Genomic DNA, 21,378 nt, shown 5'->3' with positions numbered 1-21,378 from the left:
TCAGATCCCCATCCTGCGCCGCGTACCGGCGGGCCGTACGTCCGCGAGCGACTCCACGACCCGGTCGACCATTCCGTACTCCTTCGCCTGATCCGGTGTGAACCACCGGTCGCGGTCACCGTCGCGCGAAATGGTCTCCACGCTCTGTCCGGTGTGCTCCGCCGTGATCCGCTCGATCGACCGCTTCATGAATTCCAGATTCTCGGCCTGAATCGCGATATCGGCCGTGCTCCCCCCGATACCGGCGGACGGCTGATGCATCATGATGCGGGAATTCGGCAGCGCGTAGCGCTTTCCCGTCGTGCCGACGGTGAGCAGAAACTGCCCCATGCTCGCGGCGAATCCCATGACGAGCGTGGAGACGTCGTTCGGAATCAGCCGCATCGTGTCGTAGATCGCCAGTCCCGCCGTCACCGAACCGCCCGGGCTGTTGACGTAGAGGCTGATGTCCGACCGCGGATCCTCGGCCGACAGCAGCAGCATCTGCGCACACACCCGGTTCGCGGACACCTCGTCCACCTGTGTGCCGAGAAAGACGATGCGCTGGGTCAACAGCTGCGCGGCCAGGTGATCGTCGAACCGCGTGGGCGCCGTGTCCCCCTCCGCGGCTCGCGGACTCATTGCCGGCTCCCAGCCGGTGGCGAATGTTCCCATCGGACCTCCCTGTGAATACCGCGACCCACACCGCCGCGGTCCTTTCACCATCGACCCAATTCGCCTGCTCCGTAAGGAATCTCGGCCCGCAGCAGATTCGCCCGCGGCAGACCCGGCCGGCGCGCGAGGGGCGCCCTTGCGGGGGCGTCCCGCCGCTCCCGACACTGCGGGGGAGGGGACGAGAAACGAACCGACAGGGGGCGCGGACAATGACCAAGCGAGGGCGACAGCGACGGGGACGAGGACAGGGGCGGGGGCAGGGGGGGGGGCGGGGACGTAAAGCGGCATTACGGCGGTTGAAGGCACGGCTGCGCCGCACGGCCTGGAGCGGCGGCGCGCTGGCGGCCCTCGCGCTGGCCCTGACCTGGAAGACGGTATGGCCGTACGTCGTCGGGGCGGTCCTCATCGGCCTGTTCGGCGCCCTCGGCTGGTGGCTGCGGAAGACCCGTCTGCGCACCGTCGCACAACACCGCACCTGGCAGAGCGAGCAGGAGAACGCGGCACGTGAGCGGTCCATGGCCGAGGTGGACGCCATGACCTGGCAGCAGTTCGAGGGTTACGTCGCCGAACTGTGCCGCCGGGACGGCTGTACCCAGGTCGTCGTCTCCGGGAAGTCGGGCGACCTGGGCGCGGACGTCACCGGCCGCATGCCGGACGGCCGCCTGCTGGTGATCCAGTGCAAGCACTACGCGCCCCATCGCACCGTGCCCAGCGGCGATATGCAGAAGTTCCTCGGCACCGCGAAGGCCGAACACGGCGCGGACGTCGCGGTGTACGTCGCCACCTGCGCCTTCACCCGCGAGGCGGAGAAGCTCGCGATGAAGCACGAGATCCTCGCCCTGCACCGGAACCTCCTCGGCGCCTGGGTGCGGGGCGCCACCCTGGAGTCCCTGCTCCCCCTCAACGGCGCGGGCAACGGCCGCACCGGCCGTGGGCCCCGAGGCCTCAGGGGCCCCCAGCCGGGGTAGACGTCCCCGTTCCGGCGCGGATCGCCGCCTTCCCGGTGAGTCGCCGCCTTCCCCGGGAGTCACCGCCCGGCCGGGAAGGCCGCGCGCCGGCCGTAGCCGACCGTGGCCAGTGCGATGAGCGCGAGCACGATCATCCCCATGGGGAGGACCGATGCGCCGATGCTGTCGACGACGACGGCCCCGAGCGCGCCACCCGCGAAGATCGCCAGGTTGAAGGCAGTCGTGAGCAGGGCGTTCGCAACGTCGCCGTTCTCGCCGGCGGCTTCCCCCATGGCCGGCCGTCTGCAGATGCGTCGCCGCCCCGCCGAAGGCGATGCCGCACAGGACGATCGCGAGGAGCGCGATAACCAGGGACTCCCCGGCGAGGACGAATCTCGCGCCGGAGACGACGAACAGGCTCACGCTCATCCCCAGTACGACCCGGGAAACGTCTTCCGGCTCAACCACAACATCGAGCTCCGCCCGCCGGGCCCGTAACGCCGGGCGGGCGGAGGCTCAGCCCGCTCCGGGCCGCGCGCGAGTCAGGAGAGCCAGTCGACGTAACGGGTGGGCGCCAGCTGGGCACCCGTATCCGTGAGGACGTCGCCCTGGACCACGGCGAACATCCCGGCGGCCGGGTCGGTGACGACGGTGCGGGGGTCGCCCTTCTGGGCCAGGGTGATCCGGCCCAGCTCGTCCAGCGGGAAGACCTCGGGCCCGGCGACGTTGCGAATGCCCCGCAGCGGGGCGCCCGCGGCGGCCTCCGTCACCGCCGCGGCCACGTCCTTGGCGGCGATCGGCTGGATCGGCGTGGCGGGCAGCCGGACGGTGTCGCCGTCGGCGGTCCAGGACAGGACGGCGTCCATGAACTCCATGAACTGCGTCGCCCGGACGATCGAGTACGGGATCGGCCCGGCCGCGAGGATCTCCTCCTGGAGCGCCTTGGCCCGGTAGTAGTCCAGCTCCGGCACCTGGTCGACGCCGACGATCGAGAGGATCACGAAGTGGCCGACGCCACCCTTCCGGGCCGCGGCCAGCAGGTTGTCCATCGAGGTCTTGAAGAAGGCCGGGGAGGCTTCGTCGAAGGTCGGGGAGTTCGTCAGGTTGACGACGACATCGGCTCCCGCGACCGCCTCGTCCAGCCCCTGACCGCTGATGATGTCGACGCCGGTGGACAGCGCGTGGGGTACCGCCTCGTGCCCGGCGGCGTTCAGATTCCTGACGACCTGGGACCCGATCAGCCCGGTACCGCCGATGACCGCGAACTTCATGACATGCCTTCCGTCGGAGTGGTGCGCATGGCCGCCCGTATGGGCGCATGGCGCCTGCCTGGATACGGCGCATGAACCACCACGTGGCCGCGCCGTCCATCAAACTCGGACACATCTTGTCCGAGAAAATACCCGGACACAAGTTGTCCGAGTAAGCGAGCTGATTAGAGTGGGGCGGGTGAAGATGTCCGGCGGAGTCGAGTGGGCCCTGCACTGCTGCGTCGTGCTCACATCCGTCGAGGAGCCCGTCCCCGCGACCAAGCTGGCGGAACTGCACGACGTCTCGGCGAGCTACCTGGCCAAACAGCTACAGGCACTCTCCCGGGCCGGGCTCATCCGCTCGGTCCAGGGCAAGGCGGGCGGCTACGTCCTCACCCGGGAGCCCGCCTCGATCACCGTGCTCGACGTGGTCGAAGCGGTCGACGGCCCCAGCCCGGCGTTCACCTGCACGGAGATCCGCCAGCGCGGCCCGCTGGCCACCCCGGCCGAGGCATGCACCACCCCGTGCCCGATCGCCCGCGTGATGGGCGGCGCGGACGCGGCCTGGCGAGAGGCGCTGCGCACGGTCTCGATCGCCGACCTGGCCCAGGACGTGGCCTCCGCCTCGGGCCCCACCGCGCTGGCCCGGGTCAGCGCGTGGCTGACCACCCCGCAGGGCTGAGGCCCCTCACGCCTCACTCCTCACCAGCCGTCGACGAACCTGACCGTCTCGCCGAGCGGCGCCCGCCCCGTACGGGGGTGACTCACGGCGCCATCCTCGTACCCGATCGACATGCCGCAGAAGAGGATGAGCCCCTCCGGCGGTGACACGATCTCCGCGACGGTCTTGTGGTACTTCGCCCACGCCATCTGCGTACAGCTGTGCAGCCCTTCGGCGCGGAGCAGCACCATGACGGTCTGCAGGAACATGCCGACGTCGGACCACTGGGGACCGCCCAGGTCGCGGTCGATGTAGCAGAACAGGGCGGCGGGCGCGCCGAAGCACTGCCAGTTCGCGGAGGCGGCCCGCTGGCGCGCCTCCAGGTCCTCGCGGGGAATCCCGAGCGCGCCGTAGCGCTGCTCGCCGAAGGCGGCTCGGCGCTCGCGGTACGGGGACTTCAGCGCGGGCGGGTACTGCTCGTACTCCGGCTCGTCCCAGGCGTCGCCCCCGGCCAGCCGCTCACCGGCCCGCTTCTTGAGCTCGGCCAGCGGCCCGCCGGTCAGCACATAGGCGTGCCACGGCTGGAGGTTCGACGCGGACGGCGCCCAAGCCGCGGCGGACAGCACCCGCTCCAGCACCTCCCGCGGAACGTGCCGGTCGGTGAATCCGCGCACCGCCCGTCGGCTCGTGACGGCCTCGTAGACGTCCAAGATCGTCCATCTCCCATCTGCTCAAGGCGCCGATATCTTCGTTACAGTCGAGACTGTATCATTCGATACCATCTTACTCTCAACCATCACCGAGCACTCATGGGAGAAAAGTCCATGGTCACGTTGTTGCACATCGACTCATCCGTGCTTCCGGGCGAGGCGTCCGCGTCCCGATCGGTCACGGCCGCCTTCCGTACGGCATGGGAGGAGCAGCACCCGGAGGGCACGGTGATCTACCGCGACCTCGCCGCCCACCCCGCCCCCCACATCACCGCCGACGCCTGGTCCGCCGGCTACACCGCGCCGTCCGAGCGCACCCCGGAACAGTCGGCGGCGTTCACCGCGCGCGAGGAGCTCATCGAGGAACTGGAGCAGGCGGACGCCATCCTGATCGGCGCCCCCATGCACAACTTCTCGGTCCCGTCGACCCTCAAGACATGGCTGGACAACGTGCTCCTGCTCGGCCGCACCGCGGGCGAGTCCCCCTCCGCCCAGGGCACCCCGACCGTCGTCGTCGCCAGCCGCGGCGGCTCCTACGCGCCGGGCACCCCGCGCGAGGGCTTCGATTTCGTACAGAACTACCTGGAGGCCGTCCTCCACCGCACCCTCGGCCTGGACCTCGACTTCATCGTCCCGGAACTCACCATGGCCCCGCGCAACCCGGCCATGTCCGAGCTGATCCCCCTGTACGAGGCCTCCCGCGAGCGCGCCTTCGAGGACGCGATCACGAAGGCGAAGGAGCTCGCGGAGCGCGTGGCGGCGTAGCGCCTGGCCGCGTAGCCCTTAGACCATGGACGCCGTGTGACACCTCACCAAGGCGAGGCCGTCACACGGCGTCCACTCACTCCATCCCGGCCAAGGGCCGACGCACAACACCCTTACGCCCCGCCCTCCGCGGGATAGGCAAACCGGGTCAGCAGATCCTTCAGCCGCTCGGCCTCATCGGACCCCAGCTCGCCGACCAGCCGCTCGGCCAGCGGCTCCGCCGCCACATGGGCCGCGTCGAAGAGCTCAAGCCCCCGAGGCGTGATCTCCACAGCCCGCACCCGCCGGTCCCCCGGCACGGCCTTGCGCACAACCAGCCCCTTGCGCTCCAGGTCGTCCACAACGCGCATGATCCCCGCCTTGTCCGACCCCGTCGCCGCCGCCAGATCCCGCTGCACCGTGGGCCCGCGGTCGACCAGCACGATCAGCACGGCAAAGTGCCGCAACTCAATGCCGAGCGGCCGAAGCGCCTCAGTCATCACCGCCGCCGCCCGCCAGTGCGCCCGCCGCAACAGCAAACCGAGCGCGAAGGGCGAGGCATCCCCGGCCCGGCCGGTCGCCCGCGAGGCGGTGGTGTGGTGAGGGAGGTCGGCGCTCATGGGGCCACATTACAGCCATTCATTCGTTCGATACGGTATCAATTGAAACCAAATCCGGCGGGATGAGGTCTCCTGGGACATGTCAGCTCCCCAGCATGTCAATGAGGTGATCGTCCAGATCGGCGACGAAGCCCTCACGCCGCCAGGGCCGCAATTCCTTGCGTGCCCGGCGCAGACGCAGCGCGGGCACCCGTCCGCCGGTGCTCGCAGCCGAGTCGACGCAGCTGTGCAGGAGGGTCGCGGCACTCTCCGGAGCGTCCAGCCGAATGCAGGCCAGTGCCTGATCGGTGGAGACGACGGTCCGCTGTACCCGCTCGCGCGCCGACCCCAGCGCCGCCACGCTACCGGCGAAGAAGTCGTGAGCGACCGCCGCGTCTCCGACGTACAGCTCACACAACCCCTCGAAGCCGCGCAGGTGATCGGCGCTGAAGTTCGTGTCCGACGGGTCGGTGCCGGTGTTGCTCTCGCGGTCGAGGTCGTACCGGGCGAGAGACAGCGCGGTCTGCGCATGCCGCTCGGAACCCGACCGAGCGGCGATCTCGGCCTGGAGCGCATGGGCCCGGGCCCGCACGCGGACGCTGTCGCCCGTGCGGGCGTCCCGCACCGCTGCGTCGACCAGTTGGCGGGCCGACTCGAGACCAGGAGTCGAGTAGAGCGTCACCAGCGCGTGGCTCATGTGGACGACGGCCCGGCGCCACCGGTCGCCGAGCGGCCCGGCCGTTGCCGTGCCGGCGGCGTACAGAGCGCGGGACGCCTGGTCGTCGCGGGTTTCGAAGGCCAGTCGTCCGGCCAGGGTGTACGCCTGCGTCGCGACTGTACGCAGCTCGGGCAACAGGGGTTCGGGAACGCCCCCGCTCAGCAGTCGCCGACAGGACTCGGTCACCGGGGCGAGCAGCAGCTGTAATCGGGCGAAGGGCAGTGAACCCACTTGGGAGTTGACGTCATCCACAGCCGCCATGAGACCGGCCAACAGCGCCTCATCGACGCGCGCCGGATCGGTGAGCGCGGCCGCCATCGACCGCCGAGTCGTGGGCGCGAGCAGGGCGAGCAGGCCCGTCCCGTCATCGGTGGCGGTACGAACCAGTAAGGCTCGCAGCTCGCTCAGTCGGCTGTCCGCCTCGCCCAGATGCGCCAGGGCGTCGAGCAGTTCGGCGAAGTCACTGCCAGGCCCAAGGGCGACATGGCCGTCCGCACCTCGGGCGTAGAGATGCGCGAGCAGCAACCGATACCGGTCGCCGGGGAGGACGGGGCACCTCGCGCTCTCCCAACGTGCGACGGACCGCTGCACGCTCGGGACCGATGAGTCGAGGGGCTGGCCGAGGCGGTGCGCGGTGTCGATGAGCGCCCGGGCGGCATCCGCGAGGGACCAGCCTCGGGCCTTTCGGAGGGCCTTGAGGGCAGCCGCGCCGCGGAGACTGTCGCCCGTGCTCATCCCCTCATCATGCCGGTGATCCCCGTCACACGGGCACGATCAGCTGCGCCTTCCCCTGTTCGGCACCGTAGTTGATCGTGTACCAGGTGCCCGACTGCGTTCGCGCGCCTGCCAGCGGGAAGCCGATGACCATCTCCGAGCGGTCGACCATCCACCGGTTCCGGGCATGGAATGCCGGAGCCCCGAGCTCCTGGGCACCCAGCTCGACCACTTCGGCGATGCGAGCACCGCCGCGCGTGATGGCCTGCCGCGCCTCGGCAGGCTGCTGCTGGACCGCGCCGGGGACGACCACGGTGATCCGCGCTTCGGAATTCCCGGCCAGCCACAGCAGGACCAGGCTGTCGATGCCCTTCGCGCCCCCGATGTAGAAGCAGGTGCCGGCATCGGCAAAGGGCGCGAGATAGCGGCTGAACAACTCGGCGTAGCTGGTGAGATCGCGGTGCGCCGTGGACCGGGTGCCCGTAATGGTCACAGCACGACTCATGATCCACTCCATGTCACAGGTTGTCATATCCCGCCGCGTTTGCCCGTGCGGTGAGATCGCTGCATGGACGCATCCCGTTTCCGCGACCTCGCCGACCGGCTGAAAGCCTACGGACTGCCGATAGTGGCGAAGGGCCCCCACCTGCGTCTGACGAGTCTCGTACTCGGCGCGTCTCCGGGAGGCGCAGCGTGAGGAGCGGAGCCCTGCCCTGGGCGCCACCCTGCGGCGACACCGTGGAGATGGCCGAGGTCGGCCCGTACTGGGATGCCGTGCGCGCCCCCGTGGAGATCGGTGAGCGAGCGCTGGAGTTACTCGGCGGAGCGACCGGCGCCGTCATCGCCGACTACGCACAGATGTGCTGGCTGATCGCGGCGGGGAGCGCCCAGTACTGGCGCCGCCTCCCGCAGGTGCAGGCACTCAGCGCGACCCCGACTACCTACCTCGGCGTTCCGCCCATCGGCCACACCACCGGGCCGGTACTGCACTGGCGCGTCCCGCTCGGGCCCGACCGCTACCTCACCGACAGCCCCCTGCTGCGCGGGGCCTTGGCCCAGGCGGTCGCCGCCGAGCTCGGCCCTGACCGGGAGGTCGGCCGGTGACGACCACCCCCGACCGCGGTGCGCTCGCGGACATGACGGCCGGTCTGCTGCCCGGCATCGAGCTGCCCGACTCCGACACCCTGACCGGTCCCCAACTGCAGGGCTGGCACTGCGCTCTGTGCAGGCGACGGCTGTATGCCGACCAACTGCTCGGCACCGTCAACTGGACCTGCGGCAGCACCACCGAGGCGGTCGAACTGTGGGTGTGCCGCCCACTGTGCAAGGAGGCCACCGGTGCGTAAGGCCGCGCCGCCGCCCTTGCTGTCCGCCTCCGCATCGCGGGCTATCCGGCCTCCGGCCCCGACATGGGACCGCGGGGCCACCGCGGGGCCGGAGTCCCCTCGCAAGAAGATCCACACACCAGACCGTGAGCCAGACCAGGGAGGACAGTCAGCTGGCAACCGACAAGGCGAACCACACCGACTGATCACTGAGCGCCCGGAGGTAGGGATCCATGACGGTCCTGGTGCTGACACGGCCCGATGACGCGACCGCCGACCCGGTCGTATCCGAACGTTCCTGGCCGAGTCGCGGCGTACAAGGCGCGCTCGGAACCGCCCACCCCAGCGACCGTGACGACCGGCCGCCGGGCACGGCCTGTTCGCCGCCGAGATCCATGCCGGATCAGAAGCCTCCCGCATCGACTTCCGGACGGACTACGAGTGCCTCGCCTACAGGCCCTGCCGGGTGCCCGAGCGCATCGCCCGGGGCGTCCACATGCTCATGCTCACGTTCGGCCTGCGATACGTGGCCCTCGACTTCCTCGTTGACCCACAAGGGCGCTGGTACCTGATCGACGTCAACCCCAACGGTCAGTGGGGATTCATCCCGGACCTGCGCACGCCCATCACCCGAGCACTCGCTGACCTACTGGAGAGGGCCACTCGATGATCACCGAGTCACCATCGGCGGACGAACTGCGACGCCACATGACCGAACAGTTGGAGACGGCCGGTTGCATTCGGTCCGCAGCGTGGCGTGCGGCGTTCGCGAGCGTCCCCCGCCACGCGTTCGTGCCCGACTTCAGCGTCCGGGTACAAGGCGCCCTGCACCGGTACGCGGAAGGTGATCCGGCGTGGCTCGTCACGGCCTACCGCGATGTCTCCCTGCTGACCCGGTTCGACCGCGAGTCCACCGCGACCAGCTCGTCCACGCAGCCTTCCCTCATGGCCCGGATGCTCGAGGCCCTCGACGTGCGGAACGGCGACACCGTGCCGGAGATCGGCGCGGGCACCGGCTACAACGCGGCGCTGCTCTCCCACCGCCTGGGGGCCGACCACGTCGTGACGATCGACGTGGACCCCGAGCTCGTCGCCGACGCGGCATCCCGTTTGCGGCAGGCCGGTTACGAGCCCGCCCTTGTCGCCGGCGACGGCCTGGCCGGGTGTCCGGAGCGCGCACCGTACGACCGGCTGCTGGCGACCTGCGGGGTGGGCCGGATCCCGACGCCGTGGCGGGAGCAACTCCGCCCGGGCGGCGTCATCGTGGCCAACATCGGCTGCGGCATCGTGCGCCTGGTACTCGACACCGACCGTTCCGCCAGCGGCCGGTTCCTGCCCGGTCTGGCCACGTTCATGACCGCCCGGCCGACTCCTGACACCGTGGGCACCACCGCGCGCGGGCTGTACGGCCCTTGCTGACATGGTCCGGCCGGACTCGGGAGATCACCGTACCGGCGAGCATGGGCGCACAGGGGCCGCAGTTCCTCTCCGCGCTGGTACAGCCGGGGGTCAATGACTTCACCCTGGTGGCCGAGGACGGTCGGCGGACGCGATGCCTCTACGACCCGGACAGCTCGTCGTGGGCGCGTATCACCATGACCGGAGTCATCACCGCACAGCTGGTCCACGCAGGACCTCGTGATCTGTGGGCCGAGCGGGAACCGCTGCTCGCCCACTGGCGGGATGCCGGGCGGCCGGGGCATGAGCGCTACGGCCTGACGGTCTCCCCGGACGGCACGCACACGGTGTGGCTGGACGAGCCGAATGGCATGAGCTGGCGGCTGCCGGACCAGAACGAGTCCGGTCGATCATGTGACTTGCGGTGATCACGACCTGTCCGCGGAGACGGCGGCCCGCGCTGGTGGCCCGAGCCGAGGGCCTCGCCCGCTCAGGTGGCGGGTGGCGTGGTGCGGCCCTGTTCGCCGGGCAGGTGGAGAGCCGTGATGCCGGTGAGTACGAGGTCGATCCCGGCGAGGAATTGCTCGCGGTCGTCGTGCTCGCGCATCTGGGCCGCGACGGCACGGATGAACGGGTAGTCGTCGGGGTCGAGTTCCTCCCAGGCCTTCGACGCGGCGTCGAGGAACTCGGCGCGGTCCACGTCGGGCGCGAGGGTGCGGGCGCTCGCGTTGTTCGCGGCGTTCTGGCCGGTGGCGCCGAGGATGTAGTGCACCAGCGCCGAGGCTGCCGTGAACCAGTGGCCCTCGGGCACGCCCAGCGCGCGGACCTGCTGGCCGATGCTTTCGAAGATCTGCGGCGTCACCGAACCCCAGGGGCTGCGGGAGAGCTGGAGGGCGAGCTGCGTGGGGAGCCACGGGTGGTCCTCGATCGCGCCGAACAGGCCGAACGCGATTGCGCGGATCTTGTCCTGCGGCGAGTCCGGGGATTCGGCGGGCTTGGTGGATTCGGCGGATTTGGCTAGCTCGGCTGGATCTGCGGACTCGGCCGCCTCAGCGCGCGCGGCCGGTTCAGCGGCCAGTGCGGCGGCGACCACCGCGCCAGTCGCGGCGTCGAGCAGTTCGTCCTTGTTCGCCACATGCCAATAGATCGCTCCGGGCCCGGTGGCGAGGCGCTCGGTCAGTGCCCGGAAGGTCAGCCCGCTCTCGCCGGCCGTGTCGAGCAGTTCGACGGCGGCCTCGACGATGCGCTCGCGGGAGAGCGCCTCTGTGCGCCGCTGTGACCGGCGTGTCCGTGTTGCCATGCCGCTATTTTGACATGACTGGAGCGTTGTTCCAACATGGAGCGACGTTCCATTATGGAGCGGCGTTCCAATATTGGAATGGCATACCAGCGAGGCCGGCCGGGCTGGCACCGGGCGGCCTCGATTCCGAAGGTTCCGAAGGAGTAGTCACGATGCGCACTCCCGTCACGATCATCGGCGCCGGACTCGGCGGGCTCACGCTCGCCCGCGTCCTGCACGTCCACGGCATCCCGGCCACCGTCTACGAGGCGGAGGCCTCCCCGATGGCGCGTTCGCAGGGCGGGATGCTCGACATCCACGACTACAACGGCCAACTGGCCGTGCGGGCCGCCGATCTGATGGACGAGTTCCGCGGCCTCGTTCTGGAGGGCCGCCAGGCGATGCGGGCCCTCGACCGGGAAGGGACCGTGCTGTTCGAGAAAGCCGACGACGGCACGGGCGGACGCCCCGAGGTACAACGGGGCGAGTTGCGGCAGATGCTGCTCGACTCGCTCCCGGCCGGGACCGTCCGGTGGGGGCACAAGGTCAGCGGGGTGCGTGCCCTCGGCGAGGGCCGCCACGAGGTGACGTTCGCCGACGGCGGCACCGTCGTCACGAGTCTGCTGGTCGGCGCGGACGGGGCGTGGTCACGGGTCCGGCCGCTGCTGTCCACCGCCATACCCGAGTACACCGGCCTGTCGTTCGTCGAGACGTACCTGTACGACGCCGACACCCGACACCCCGCCGCCGCGAAAGCGGTCGGCGGCGGGTCGATGATGGCGCACGCGCCGGGCAGGGCGATCCACGCGCACCGGGAAAGCGGTGACACCCTGCACACCTACGTATTGCTCCCCAGGCCGCAGGACTGGTTCGCCGCGATCGACTTCACCGATGCCGCCGCGGCCACCGAGCGGATCGCGCGGGAATTCGACGGCTGGGCACCGGAGCTCGCCGCGCTGATCACCGACGGCGACACCCCGCCGGTGCCGCGCCCCCACTACGCCCTGCCGATCGAACACCGCTGGGACCGGGTGCCGGGGGTGACCCTGGTCGGCGACGCCGCCCATCTGACGGCCCCGAACGGCGAAGGTGCCAACCTTGCCATGCTCGACGGCGCCGAACTCGGCAAGGCTCTCGCCGCGCACCCCGACGACGTCGAGGCCGCGCTCGCCGAGTACGAGCGGACCATGTTCCCCCGCAGCGCCGAGGTCGCCGCCGAGGGCGTCGGCAGCGACGAGCTCATGTTCGGCGACGACGCGCCCCACGGCCTGGTCAGGGCGTTCACCGAGTTCATCGGAAGGGATCCCGGGTGACCGGGTGACCGGGTGACCGCCGTAGGTTGCGTGGGTGACGACTACCGCATCACAAGAGGCATTCCTACAGGCGTTCCACGCCCGTTCGGGACGGGTCCGGGCACGGCCCGGGCCCGCCCGGGCGACGCTCAGGTGCGCCATCAGATGCGGGAACATCGGAGAGTCCCCGCCCTGGCCGGGCCCGACCAGCACCACGACCGGCCGCCGTAGAGCGCCAACAACTCGGGAGCATTGCGGCGGAACCCCTCGTTGCGGCGGAACCCCTCGGGGTACTTGGTTCGACGCCCCGTCGCGCGTCCGCCTCCTCGGCTACTGCCAAGTCAGGAGGCGTCCGACCCGTAGGTGTCACTTCACTCCTGCGTCACCGCCGTCCGTGGCCGGCCGCTGTCCGTGGCTGCCGCCGTCGGCCGCGCGGTCGTGCTATGCGCTGTATCCGCCGTCGATCCTCAGTACTGCGCCGGTGACGTAGGAGGCCTGCGGGCCGGCGAGGAAGACGACGCCTGCGGCGATCTCCTCCGGCCTGCCGTAGCGCCCCATCGCCGTTGTCGGAAGGAACATGGATGCGGCCGGGCCGTCGGCGGGGTTTCCTTCGGTGTCCACGAACCCGGGCTGGACGACGTTGACCGTGATGCCCCGGTGCGCCAGATCGCGGGCTGCGCCCCGGCTGAAGCCCTCGAGGGCCGACTTCGTTCCCGCGTAGTACGCCATCCCAGGGAAACCCGCCCGCGTTCCCACACCCGAGCTGATACTGACGATCCGCCCGCCATCGGGCAGCAGCGGGAACGCCGCCCGGATCCCGGCCACCACGCTGGTGTAGTTGACGGCGAGCTGCCGCTCGACAGCGACCTCGTCGACGAGGTCGCTGTCGACGAGGCCGCCACCACCCGTGGCCGCGTTGTTGACCAGAATGTCGAGCTTTCCGAACTGCTCGACCACGCTGTGGATCAGGCTCACCGCCTGCGTCGCGTCCGCCTGGTCGGCCCGGAAGGCCGCCGCGCGCACTCCCTTTGCCTCCAGGTCGGCGACCACGGCCTTGGCCCGGTCCGCCGAGGACGAGTAGCTGATCGCGACGTCGGCTCCCTCGTCAGCCAGCGCCAGCGCCGACGCCGCCCCTATCCCCCGCGATCCACCGGTCACGATCGCGACCTTGTTGTCCAGCTTTCCCATGTGCTTCCCACTTCCCTAGGTGCGACGGAGTTCTTGACCGTGCGGTCCACCATAAGCATGGTGGACCGCACGGTCAAGAATCCGTATCCTGGTCCGCATGGCACGTCCGCGAGCTTTCGACGAGAAGCAGGTACTGAACGCCGTCCGGGAGCAGTTCTGGAACGCCGGTTACGCCGCGACCTCGCTGGAAGACCTGATGCGGGTCAGCGGGCTGGGCAAAGGCAGCCTGTATGCGGCGTTCGGCGACAAGCGTCAGCTCTTCCTCCGGGCGCTGCGCAGCTACACCGACGACATCCATGGCCAACTTCGGGAAGCCCTCGCCGCGGCCCCACGGGCTGTGGATGCACTACGCATGCTCCTCGAGGCACCGATCGGCGACCCGACCGGCACCGGCACCGGCACGCGGCGTGGCTGCCTGATGGCCAACAGCACCTGCGAACTCGGTAACGCCGATCCGGAAGTCCTGGCCCACGCCCACCGCACCTACGAGACGTCTACCGCGCTGATCGGTGACTGCGTCGCCCGCGCCCAACGCGAGGGCGACCTGCCGGCCGGAGCGGATCCGATCGAATTGGCGCGGGCCCTCCTGGCCGCGCAACAAGGGATCGTGTTCATGGGCCGGACCGGGTTGGACACGGCCACACTCACTGCCACGGCACGATCACTCGCGGCTCAACTCCTGCCGGACCACTCCGGCGACTGAACCGACAGGGGCTAACGGACCGTTCGCACTGTCTGTCAGACGCTCGTGCGCGGCGTATCGTCGCGGTCATCCCTGAACCCGTCGGGCGGAGGAGTCATAGGAAGCGTATCGTCGTATACGGATACGGATACGGATACGGAGCTTCGGAGGGGTGGCTGCCCCCTGCGCCGACCTCATTATCGGAACTGACGGGCGGAGTATCCGGCGTATTGCCATTCAGACCCCCGTCGACATCTGACGGCCGGACCGCCCATCAGATCAATTTGCCGGTTTCGGCCAATTCCTCAGCTGGTTAACCCTGCTGCCGCCATGCGGACAGTCACCAAGTCACCAGAGAGGTCAGGGATGGTCATGGCTACGATAAGCAGCGTCCGGTACGTTTCCCCCTTCTCCTGGGTCGCTCTCAATACGAACGAAGCGCTGGAGGTCTTCGCCCGCGGTTCCGACGGCACCCTCCAGCACAACTGGCAGACGGCCCCCAGCCGCAACGAATGGTCGGGGTGGTCCTCGCTCGGCGGCAGTCTGGAAAGCGACCCGGTCGTGGCCACGAACCTCGATGGCCGGATGGAGGCTTTCATCCTCGACACCGAGGGCGCCGTCTGGCACGCCTGGCAAACCACCCCTCTCAGCAGTTCATGGTCGAGTTGGGGATCGCTCGGTGGCTTCGGCGACAGCAGCCCGGCGGGCACCCCGACCGTCGCCAGGAACTTCGATGGCCGACTGGAGGTTTTCGTCCGTGCCTCGGACGGTTCCGTCCAGCACGTCTGGCAAACCGCCCCCAACAACGGATGGGAAAGTGAGTGGAAAGCCCTCTTCGACGACCAAGTGATAGGCGACGTGGCCGTCATACCGGACGCCGATGGCCGGCTGGAGGCTTTCGCCCGCGCCTACTCGTACGAAGGCGCACTCACCGTTCTCCATGCCTATCAGCGTCCCCACGTCAACGGATGGGCCTTCGGCCAGCTCAACGGCGCCCCGCAGGGTGACCCGACCGCCGTCCTGAACACCTCCGGCCAGCAGGAGGTCTTCGTCCTCGGTCCGGACGACTCCGTCGAGCACATCTGGCAGACCAAACCCGGCAACGGCTGGGCCCCGGGCTGGCGATCGATCGGCGGCGACACTCCGGCGGGCACCCCTGCCATCGGCGTGAACACCGATGGCCGACTGGACGTCTTCACCCGCCAGGAAGGCGGCACCCTCGAGCACAAGTGGCAGACCAACCCCGCTCCCGACGGCAAATGGTCCTCCGCTTGGGTATCGCTCTACAGCGGCACCCCGCTCGTGATCGGCGACCCGGTGGTCGCCTCGAACGCCGATGGCCGCCTGGAGGTCTTCGCCCTCTTCGGCGACGGCACCATCAGGTGCGCCTGGCAGAATGTCGCCGGCAACGACAACGACTGGTCGGCTTGGCATTCGCTCGGCGTACCCGAAAGCTCGCAGGGTGGGTGAGGGCTCGATACCGACAGCCCTGCGCTGAGGGGCCGCGGTGGAGAGTGCGAAGAGTGCGTTGCCCGACGTTCCCGACGTTGCCCGCGCGTCAGCGCATGACGCGCGGGCAAGGCCATGTGGCGATTACTCCCCTGCTTCCGTGTTCCCGCGTTCCCCTTCGGGCTCGAAATCCTCCACGAAGTAGCTGTCGTGCCGGATCCGAAAGCGCTTGAGTTCCTCGCCGCCGCGCTGCGACATCTCCGCGACCCGTTCGAAGTACTCCTCGCGCGGGGCCCCCGGGGAGAAGAGCAGGAGCATGGACATGGGCTCGTCGGTCACGTTCTTGAAGGCGTGCAGACCGCCGACCGGTACGTACAGGAAATCGCCCTCCCGGCCCGTTACCCACCTCTCGCCGTTGTAGAGCTCCAGCTCACCGGAGAGAATGTAGAAGGACTCCGACATCGCCTTGTGGAAGTGGGCCTTCGCTCCGGCGGCCCGCGCCCCCAACTCCAGCTTGTACAGGCCGAATTCACCACCGGTCGACTCATTGGTGGCGAGATAGTGCGTAAAGCTGCCGCTGGGCGAGGAGATGTCGGGCGGGGTATCGGCCGGACGAAAGGCCGCGTTCACCTCGCCCTTGTCACCGTGGTAGCGGGGCTCCGGGTATTCGAGGAATTCCGGGTACGACATGATGCGCTCCTCTTCGCAGGTCTCCACCAGCATGGTGGCTCCCGCCTCGGGAACGCGGCATCGGACCCGCGAACGATCCCGGGTCGGCCCGAGCGGAGGGCCGGAGACCTAGGACGCGTTTCGAAAGAGCTTCGAAAGCGCTGAGGCTCCGGCGCGGAGACTCCGGGTGCCGGGATCCGGTGGGGGTACGCGAGCGTCGGAGCCCACGGCGCACCTCCCCGGATGGGGTAGCGTGCCGCCCCATGGTCGATGACGACGGGGGAGCTCGCCTGGTGCGGGCAGGGCAGTTGCTCGCCGATTCCTGGCGGCGGTTCTGGTTCGACGACGGTACGGAGGAGATCGCCGACCGGCTGGCCGAGGCGGGACGCCTGTACGACTCGGTCGCGGGCCGGGCGGCGCCCGGCGATGCGGCGCCCCGCGATGTCGAGACCGCAGACGTCGAGATCGCCGATACCGAAGTCGCGGCCACGATCGCCATCGGACGTTCCACCATCGCCGCGTTCGCCCTGCGGCTGGCCGTGGACGTGGACCACGACCTCAACTCCGGGTGGGACTGGGACGAGGACGGGCCACCGCTCGGCGAGATGGAGTGGGACGAGGACGGCGTCACCACCGCGCTCGCCGACCAGAGCGCCGCGGCAGCGCGGGCGGCACTCGACGCCGACCCCGACGACCCCTTGGTCCCCTTGCAGTTGGGGCATGCGCTCACCTGGATCGGCGACCGCGAGGGTGCCGTCGCCGCGTACGAGGAAGCGTTGCGGAGGGACCCGTGGGACGGCACCGCCCATGAACGCCTTGAGCGGCTCGAAGTGACACCCGCACCCGCCGAGCCGCCGCCGCCCGCCGGGGCGGGCGATCCGATCAGCCGGCGCCCCTATGGCTTCGCCGTGCTGCACGAACAGGGCCGTATCTCCCATTCCGACTGGTTCGAGGAGCGGCGGCTGTTCGGGACCCTCTCCGCTGCCCGCGCGGACGCCGAAGCGTGCCTGCGGGACACCGGAGACCTGGAACGAGAGCTCCTCGACGGCATGCTGAAACTCGAGCTGGAGATACACCGGCCCGGCAGGCCCGTCACCACCTACGACTTGATCGCCCGGGTGCCGGATGCTCCGGACACCGGTCCGTTCGACATCGACTGGTCGGGCATCCCCCTTGATCAGCCCCTGGAATCACCGCTGCCCCCCGGACGCCTTTTGCGGATGGACGACAGTGCCTGCTTCTACGGACCCAGGGAACCCAGCGCGGTGAGTCGCTGAGCCCTGCCACCACCGTCGGCATAAATACGGAGACGAGACCGTACCGAGCCCATAGGGTCCATCCCATGGTGATTGCGACTGTCCGCGAGTGGAGCGATGAGGAGGGGTGGGGCGTGCTCGATTCCCCCGAGACTCCCGGTGGCTGCTTCGGCCACTTCTCCGACATTCAGGTGACCGGCTTCCGCACGCTGTCGCCCGGACAGCGGGTGGACCTCACATGGGAAGCCCCCGGCTTCAAACAGGACGGGTACGACTACCGCGCGGTGAGCATCGTGCCTCGGCCTGCCGACGGCTGACTCGCCCACGGGCACTGGCCGCGGAATACCGACAATCCGGGTCGGGTATCAGAGGCGGGTTTCGATCTTCAGGTCGCCTTGGGTCACATTGCGGATGTGGTCAGGGAAGGAAGTTCCTGGGAATGCCAGTCCTACCCTGGTGGTTGGATCGACCATGACGACCCACACCGTGGACCGCACCGTGGACGCGACACAGGAGTTGGCCGCGTTCCTGCGAACCCGGCGCGAACGCCTGGATCCGGACGATTTCGGCCTGCCGTCGCGTCGGCGGTCCCGGCGGACCCCGGGGCTGCGCCGCGAAGAGGTCGCCGAACTGGCCGGGGTCAGCATCGACTACATCGTGCGGCTGGAGCAGGGCCGCGGGCTGCGGCCCTCGGCGGACGTGGTGGAGGCGCTGTCCCGGGCGCTGCGCCTGGCCCCCGACGAACGCGTCTACCTCTTCGACCTGGCCCAGCAGCGCCGCCCCCGCAACGCCGGCAGCCCCGCCACCACCGCGGTGCCGCCGCTGGCCCGGCTGGTCGCCGACCTGTCGCCGCTGCCGGCCATGCTGATGAACCACCGCTACGACATCCTGGCCTGGAACGGCGAAATGGCGGAGCTGCTCCTGGATTTCGGCACCCTGCCACCGGCGCGGCGCAATGCGATGTGGCTGTGCCTGATGCATCCGCGGATACGCGAGTTCTATGTCGACCGCGAACGCGTCGTACGGGAGGGAATCGCCCATCTGCGCGCCGCGTGGGCCGCGCATCCGGAGGACAAGGCGCTGACCGACCTCATCACCGAATTCACCACTCACGACGAGGAATTCGCGCGCCTGTGGGCCGAGCGAGACGTCAAGGTCAATGGCCGCGGGAACAAGGTGATACGGCACCCTGACGTCGGCGTGCTCGCACTGCAATTCGAAGTGCTGATGCCACTTCAAGATCCGGATCAGCGGTTGCTGATCTACCGCGCCGCGGACGATGAGAGCCAGTCGGCATTGGACCGGTTGTGCGCACGGTGATGTGAACCGTCCATTCGTGGACTGAGTTCGAACCGTCGTTCCGGCGTCTTTCAGGGGGCGGTCGCGGTGTGGCGGAAGTCGCTCGGGTTGACGCCTCGGACCCGTTTGAACGCCGCGCTGAAGCCGAACGGGTCGGAGTAGCCCACGGTGCGGGCGATGTCCGCGACGGTCGCGGCCTCCCGCTCGACCAGGAGGTCCGCCGCGAGCGTCATGCGCCACCGGGTGAGGTAGGTCAGCGGGGGTTCGCCGACCAGGTCGGCGAACCGCTTGGCCAGCGTCGAACGCGACACCCCGGTGCGCTCGGCCAGCGCGGCGACCGTCCAGGGTGCCGCCGGTTCGGCGTGCAGCAGGCGCAGCGCGTGGCCGACCACCGGGTCCCGCTGGGCGGCCCACCAGGCCGGGGGCTCGCCACCGGGCCGGTCGAACCACTCGCGCAGCGTGCAGACCAGCATCCAGTCCAGCAGCCGGTCGAGGACGACCTGCTGGCCCGGCGTGTCGACGGCCACCTCGGCGGCGAGGTGGTCCAGCACGGGGTCGGCCGTGCCCCCGGCGTCCACGCGCAGCACGACGGGCAGCGCGTCCAGCAGCCGGCGGCTGATCTCGCCGCGCACGGGGTAGGCGCCGACGATCAGGGTCGTCGCCCCGTCGCGGCGTCCGTCACCGGCGCCCCCGCCACAATCGTCACCGGCGTCCCCGCCACCGTCGTCACCGGCGTCCCCGCCGCCGTCGTGCCAGCCACGCCGGTGCCTGGTCCCGCCCTGCTCGGGCGTCGCGCAGTGCTCGCCGCACGCGATCGGTTCGGCCCGGGTGCCGACCTCGTCGACGAAGGTGAACGTCCCGGGGCCGCGTACGACGATCGTCTCGCGGGCGCGGAGCGGCTCGGGCGGACGGTGCTCCGGCACGATCCAGCCCGATCCGGTGAGGACGGTGCACAGGGTCAGCGGCGCGCCGTCCACGAAGTGGAGTGCCCAGGGCGGGGACAGGGTGGAACTGCCGAACAACGAGCCGTGGGCTCGCACCCCGCGGATCAGGTCACTGAACGCGTCCACCTCGGTGAGTTTAGACGCATACGCAGGTGATCCGGCTCTTCACCTATGGGGTCGTCCGAATCGGCCGTGTTCAATCGGCGTCATGAGCAACGACACCACTCTCGTCCTCGGCGCGACCGGCAAGACCGGCCGGCGGGTCGCCGCCCGGTTGCGGCTTGGCGGCGGCGCGCCGGTGCGTACCGCCTCCCGGTCGAGCCGGATCCGGTTCGACTGGTCCGACCCCGGCGGCTGGGACGCGGCCCTGCGGGACATCGCCGTCGTCTACGTGGTGCCCCCGCGCGTACCGGGCCCGGTGCACGAGTTCGTGGCCCGGGCCGAGGCCGCCGGGGTGCGGCGGCTGGTCCTGCTCTCCGGGCGCGGCGCCGACACCTGGGGCGACTGCACGTTCGGACTGGACATGCGCTCGGCCGAGGACGCCGTGCGCGGTTCGGCGCTGGAGTGGACCGTCCTGCGGTCGTCGAACTTCGCCCAGAACTTCGACGAGGACGTCTTCCACGCCCCGCTGGTCGCCGGGGAGCTGGCGCTTCCGGCCGGCGCGGTACCCGAGCCGTTCATCGACGTCGAGGACGTCGCCGACGCCGCGGCCGCGGTGCTGACCGAGCCCGGTCGGCACGCCGGACGGGTCTACGAGCTGACCGGACCGCGTGCGCTCACCTTCGGTGAGGCCGTCGAGCTGATCTCCCGGGCGTCCGGGCGGCCCCTCGTCTACCGGCAGGTCTCCCCGGCCGAGTACGCCGCGGCGCTGGTCGAGGAGGGGTTGAGCGAGGACGACGCCCACCACGTAGCCGAGATGTTCGTACTGATGGAACGCGGGCTGCTCGCCGGGACGACGGACGACCTCGCCACCGTGCTGGGACGGTCGCCCCGGTCCTTCGAGGACTACGTCGTACGGGCCGCGGCGGCGGGGGCCTGGGGCGACCCGACAGCGGTTGACCGAGCCGCTTGACCATCGCCCTCGGAACACCCGTTCCGTCGTCTTACATATCCGATACATATCCAATACATATCCGAAAGGCCGTGATGAGTACCGACGCCAGCTCGCTGACCGCCCAGGACGTCGAGTTCCTCCGCCGCCCCCTGCACGGGTTCCTGTCCGTGGCCGAGGGGCCGATCCCGCCACAGCCCCGGCCGGTGTGGTTCGAGGCCACTGCCGAGGGGACGATCCAGCTGTTCACGGCCCCGGACTCGGTCAAGGTGCGGCGCCTGCGCCGCGACCCCCGCGCCTCGATCGTCGTCGCCGCCCCCGTGGGCGAACGCGAGCGCTGGCTGTCGGTCGCCGGCCGCACCACGGTGGAGTCCGACGGAGCCCATGAGCTGTGCGCCCGTCTGGCCGCTCGCTACTGGGATCTCGACGACCCGGCCCGTGCGAATGACCTCGCCGAGATCCTGGCCACGGAGCAGATTCGGCTCGTCATCCACCCGGAGACCGTGAGCCGCTTCGCGTATTGACCTCCGCGACGGCCGGTTGGGAGGG

28 protein-coding genes are annotated in these 21,378 nt (G+C 69.9%); 17 read left to right on the top strand and 11 right to left on the bottom strand.

All coding sequences use genetic code 11. The features are described from left to right. Positions 1 to 654, bottom strand: a complete 654-nt coding sequence (locus LIV37_RS34175) for an ATP-dependent Clp protease proteolytic subunit (protein ID WP_020871647.1) — start codon at positions 652 to 654, stop codon at positions 1 to 3. A 296-nt stretch (positions 655 to 950) separates the two neighbouring features. Here LIV37_RS34175 and LIV37_RS34170 point away from each other — a divergent pair, with 296 nt between their 5' ends. Further along, the gene (locus LIV37_RS34170) at positions 951 to 1,622 is read left to right on the top strand and encodes a restriction endonuclease (RefSeq protein ID WP_020871646.1); all 672 of its coding nucleotides are present in this window, start codon (positions 951 to 953) and stop codon (positions 1,620 to 1,622) included. A 59-nt stretch (positions 1,623 to 1,681) separates the two neighbouring features. Here the strand turns inward: LIV37_RS34170 and LIV37_RS34165 are convergent, their stop codons facing one another. Next, positions 1,682 to 1,894 (bottom strand): hypothetical protein, encoded by a 213-nt coding sequence (locus LIV37_RS34165; protein ID WP_020871645.1) that lies wholly within the window; start codon positions 1,892 to 1,894, stop codon positions 1,682 to 1,684. Here LIV37_RS34165 and LIV37_RS34160 point away from each other — a divergent pair. Next, positions 1,893 to 2,099: a hypothetical protein gene (locus tag LIV37_RS34160; protein ID WP_020871644.1), complete on the top strand. Its 207-nt coding sequence runs from the start codon at positions 1,893 to 1,895 to the stop codon at positions 2,097 to 2,099. The two genes, LIV37_RS34165 and LIV37_RS34160, sit on opposite strands and share 2 nt — an antisense overlap. Before the next feature lie 44 nt (positions 2,100 to 2,143). Here LIV37_RS34160 and LIV37_RS34155 read toward each other — a convergent pair whose 3' ends face one another. Further along, complete coding sequence (locus tag LIV37_RS34155) at positions 2,144 to 2,872, bottom strand: SDR family oxidoreductase (RefSeq protein WP_020871643.1); 729 nt, start codon at positions 2,870 to 2,872, stop codon at positions 2,144 to 2,146. A 184-nt stretch (positions 2,873 to 3,056) separates the two neighbouring features. Here LIV37_RS34155 and LIV37_RS34150 point away from each other — a divergent pair, with 184 nt between their 5' ends. Next, positions 3,057 to 3,533: an RrF2 family transcriptional regulator gene (locus LIV37_RS34150; protein WP_121825099.1), complete on the top strand. Its 477-nt coding sequence runs from the start codon at positions 3,057 to 3,059 to the stop codon at positions 3,531 to 3,533. Between the two features lie 20 nt (positions 3,534 to 3,553). Here the strand turns inward: LIV37_RS34150 and LIV37_RS34145 are convergent, their stop codons facing one another. Beyond that, a complete protein-coding gene (locus tag LIV37_RS34145; RefSeq protein ID WP_020871641.1) occupies positions 3,554 to 4,222 on the bottom strand; it encodes a nitroreductase in 669 nt (222 codons plus the stop codon). Between the two features lie 114 nt (positions 4,223 to 4,336). Between LIV37_RS34145 and LIV37_RS34140 the strand changes: the two genes are divergently transcribed. After that, the gene (locus LIV37_RS34140) at positions 4,337 to 4,987 is read left to right on the top strand and encodes an FMN-dependent NADH-azoreductase (RefSeq protein ID WP_020871640.1); all 651 of its coding nucleotides are present in this window, start codon (positions 4,337 to 4,339) and stop codon (positions 4,985 to 4,987) included. A 113-nt stretch (positions 4,988 to 5,100) separates the two neighbouring features. Here the strand turns inward: LIV37_RS34140 and LIV37_RS34135 are convergent, their stop codons facing one another. The 3 genes from LIV37_RS34135 to LIV37_RS34125 all read right to left on the bottom strand — a co-directional run bounded on the left by LIV37_RS34135 (position 5,101) and on the right by LIV37_RS34125 (position 7,514). Continuing rightward, complete coding sequence (locus LIV37_RS34135; RefSeq protein WP_020871639.1) at positions 5,101 to 5,586, bottom strand: MarR family winged helix-turn-helix transcriptional regulator; 486 nt, start codon at positions 5,584 to 5,586, stop codon at positions 5,101 to 5,103. Between the two features lie 82 nt (positions 5,587 to 5,668). Continuing rightward, the gene (locus tag LIV37_RS34130) at positions 5,669 to 7,018 is read right to left on the bottom strand and encodes an NsdA family TPR-like regulatory protein (RefSeq protein ID WP_020871638.1); all 1,350 of its coding nucleotides are present in this window, start codon (positions 7,016 to 7,018) and stop codon (positions 5,669 to 5,671) included. Positions 7,019 to 7,043: 25 nt separating this feature from the next. After that, the gene (locus tag LIV37_RS34125; RefSeq protein WP_243146113.1) at positions 7,044 to 7,514 is read right to left on the bottom strand and encodes a DNA-processing protein DprA; all 471 of its coding nucleotides are present in this window, start codon (positions 7,512 to 7,514) and stop codon (positions 7,044 to 7,046) included. 176 nt (positions 7,515 to 7,690) lie between these two features. Between LIV37_RS34125 and LIV37_RS34120 the strand changes: the two genes are divergently transcribed. The 5 genes from LIV37_RS34120 (at position 7,691) to LIV37_RS34100 (ending at position 10,148) form a co-directional block, all read left to right on the top strand. Further along, positions 7,691 to 8,101, top strand: coding sequence for a hypothetical protein (locus LIV37_RS34120; protein WP_309471180.1), 411 nt, complete (start codon positions 7,691 to 7,693; stop codon positions 8,099 to 8,101). Beyond that, on the top strand, positions 8,098 to 8,343 hold the full coding sequence (locus tag LIV37_RS34115; protein ID WP_020871635.1) for a hypothetical protein: 246 nt from the start codon (positions 8,098 to 8,100) through the stop codon (positions 8,341 to 8,343). Before LIV37_RS34120 ends, LIV37_RS34115 begins: the two co-directional genes overlap by 4 nt. A gap of 445 nt (positions 8,344 to 8,788) precedes the next feature. Next, entirely contained in the window at positions 8,789 to 8,992 is a 204-nt protein-coding gene (locus LIV37_RS34110) for a hypothetical protein (RefSeq protein WP_020871634.1), read from the top strand. Further along, positions 8,989 to 9,741 (top strand): methyltransferase domain-containing protein, encoded by a 753-nt coding sequence (locus LIV37_RS34105; RefSeq protein ID WP_243146114.1) that lies wholly within the window; start codon positions 8,989 to 8,991, stop codon positions 9,739 to 9,741. Before LIV37_RS34110 ends, LIV37_RS34105 begins: the two co-directional genes overlap by 4 nt. A 41-nt stretch (positions 9,742 to 9,782) precedes the next feature. Next, complete coding sequence (locus LIV37_RS34100) at positions 9,783 to 10,148, top strand: hypothetical protein (RefSeq protein ID WP_243146115.1); 366 nt, start codon at positions 9,783 to 9,785, stop codon at positions 10,146 to 10,148. 62 nt (positions 10,149 to 10,210) lie between these two features. Here the strand turns inward: LIV37_RS34100 and LIV37_RS34095 are convergent, their stop codons facing one another. Beyond that, entirely contained in the window at positions 10,211 to 11,020 is an 810-nt protein-coding gene (locus tag LIV37_RS34095; RefSeq protein ID WP_020871633.1) for a TetR/AcrR family transcriptional regulator, read from the bottom strand. A 152-nt stretch (positions 11,021 to 11,172) separates the two neighbouring features. On the opposite strand from LIV37_RS34095, the gene LIV37_RS34090 reads away from it, so the two are divergent. After that, positions 11,173 to 12,312, top strand: a complete 1,140-nt coding sequence (locus tag LIV37_RS34090; protein ID WP_020871632.1) for an FAD-dependent oxidoreductase — start codon at positions 11,173 to 11,175, stop codon at positions 12,310 to 12,312. A 420-nt stretch (positions 12,313 to 12,732) separates the two neighbouring features. On the opposite strand, the gene LIV37_RS34085 is transcribed toward LIV37_RS34090, so the two are convergent. After that, positions 12,733 to 13,479 (bottom strand): SDR family NAD(P)-dependent oxidoreductase, encoded by a 747-nt coding sequence (locus tag LIV37_RS34085; RefSeq protein WP_020871631.1) that lies wholly within the window; start codon positions 13,477 to 13,479, stop codon positions 12,733 to 12,735. A gap of 97 nt (positions 13,480 to 13,576) precedes the next feature. Here LIV37_RS34085 and LIV37_RS34080 point away from each other — a divergent pair, with 97 nt between their 5' ends. Beyond that, the gene (locus LIV37_RS34080) at positions 13,577 to 14,182 is read left to right on the top strand and encodes a TetR/AcrR family transcriptional regulator (protein WP_020871630.1); all 606 of its coding nucleotides are present in this window, start codon (positions 13,577 to 13,579) and stop codon (positions 14,180 to 14,182) included. A gap of 351 nt (positions 14,183 to 14,533) precedes the next feature. Beyond that, on the top strand, positions 14,534 to 15,631 hold the full coding sequence (locus LIV37_RS34075) for a PLL family lectin (protein ID WP_020871629.1): 1,098 nt from the start codon (positions 14,534 to 14,536) through the stop codon (positions 15,629 to 15,631). 123 nt (positions 15,632 to 15,754) lie between these two features. Here the strand turns inward: LIV37_RS34075 and LIV37_RS34070 are convergent, their stop codons facing one another. Further along, positions 15,755 to 16,300 carry a cupin domain-containing protein gene (locus LIV37_RS34070; RefSeq protein ID WP_121825103.1) on the bottom strand — a complete coding sequence of 182 codons (546 nt, stop codon included), beginning with the start codon at positions 16,298 to 16,300 and terminating at the stop codon, positions 15,755 to 15,757. A 242-nt stretch (positions 16,301 to 16,542) separates the two neighbouring features. Here LIV37_RS34070 and LIV37_RS34065 point away from each other — a divergent pair, with 242 nt between their 5' ends. The 3 genes from LIV37_RS34065 (at position 16,543) to LIV37_RS34055 (ending at position 18,855) form a co-directional block, all read left to right on the top strand. After that, positions 16,543 to 17,556: a hypothetical protein gene (locus LIV37_RS34065; protein ID WP_121824187.1), complete on the top strand. Its 1,014-nt coding sequence runs from the start codon at positions 16,543 to 16,545 to the stop codon at positions 17,554 to 17,556. Positions 17,557 to 17,621: 65 nt separating this feature from the next. Further along, positions 17,622 to 17,852, top strand: a complete 231-nt coding sequence (locus LIV37_RS34060; RefSeq protein ID WP_020871626.1) for a cold-shock protein — start codon at positions 17,622 to 17,624, stop codon at positions 17,850 to 17,852. 154 nt (positions 17,853 to 18,006) lie between these two features. Continuing rightward, positions 18,007 to 18,855 carry a helix-turn-helix transcriptional regulator gene (locus LIV37_RS34055; RefSeq protein ID WP_020871625.1) on the top strand — a complete coding sequence of 283 codons (849 nt, stop codon included), beginning with the start codon at positions 18,007 to 18,009 and terminating at the stop codon, positions 18,853 to 18,855. A 50-nt stretch (positions 18,856 to 18,905) separates the two neighbouring features. On the opposite strand, the gene LIV37_RS34050 is transcribed toward LIV37_RS34055, so the two are convergent. Continuing rightward, complete coding sequence (locus LIV37_RS34050) at positions 18,906 to 19,904, bottom strand: AraC family transcriptional regulator (RefSeq protein WP_020871624.1); 999 nt, start codon at positions 19,902 to 19,904, stop codon at positions 18,906 to 18,908. 82 nt (positions 19,905 to 19,986) lie between these two features. Between LIV37_RS34050 and LIV37_RS34045 the strand changes: the two genes are divergently transcribed. Together LIV37_RS34045 and LIV37_RS34040 are read left to right on the top strand one after the other, a co-directional pair. Beyond that, on the top strand, positions 19,987 to 20,850 hold the full coding sequence (locus tag LIV37_RS34045) for an NAD(P)H-binding protein (RefSeq protein WP_020871623.1): 864 nt from the start codon (positions 19,987 to 19,989) through the stop codon (positions 20,848 to 20,850). 74 nt (positions 20,851 to 20,924) lie between these two features. Continuing rightward, positions 20,925 to 21,353 carry a pyridoxamine 5'-phosphate oxidase family protein gene (locus LIV37_RS34040; RefSeq protein ID WP_020871622.1) on the top strand — a complete coding sequence of 143 codons (429 nt, stop codon included), beginning with the start codon at positions 20,925 to 20,927 and terminating at the stop codon, positions 21,351 to 21,353. Positions 21,354 to 21,378: the final 25 nt, after the last annotated feature.

The sequence above is a fragment of the Streptomyces rapamycinicus NRRL 5491 genome, from assembly GCF_024298965.1.
Lineage (GTDB): Bacteria > Actinomycetota > Actinomycetes > Streptomycetales > Streptomycetaceae > Streptomyces > Streptomyces rapamycinicus.
The sequence above is the reverse complement of the archived record's forward strand: the minus strand, read 5'-3'. Positions and strand labels throughout refer to the sequence as shown.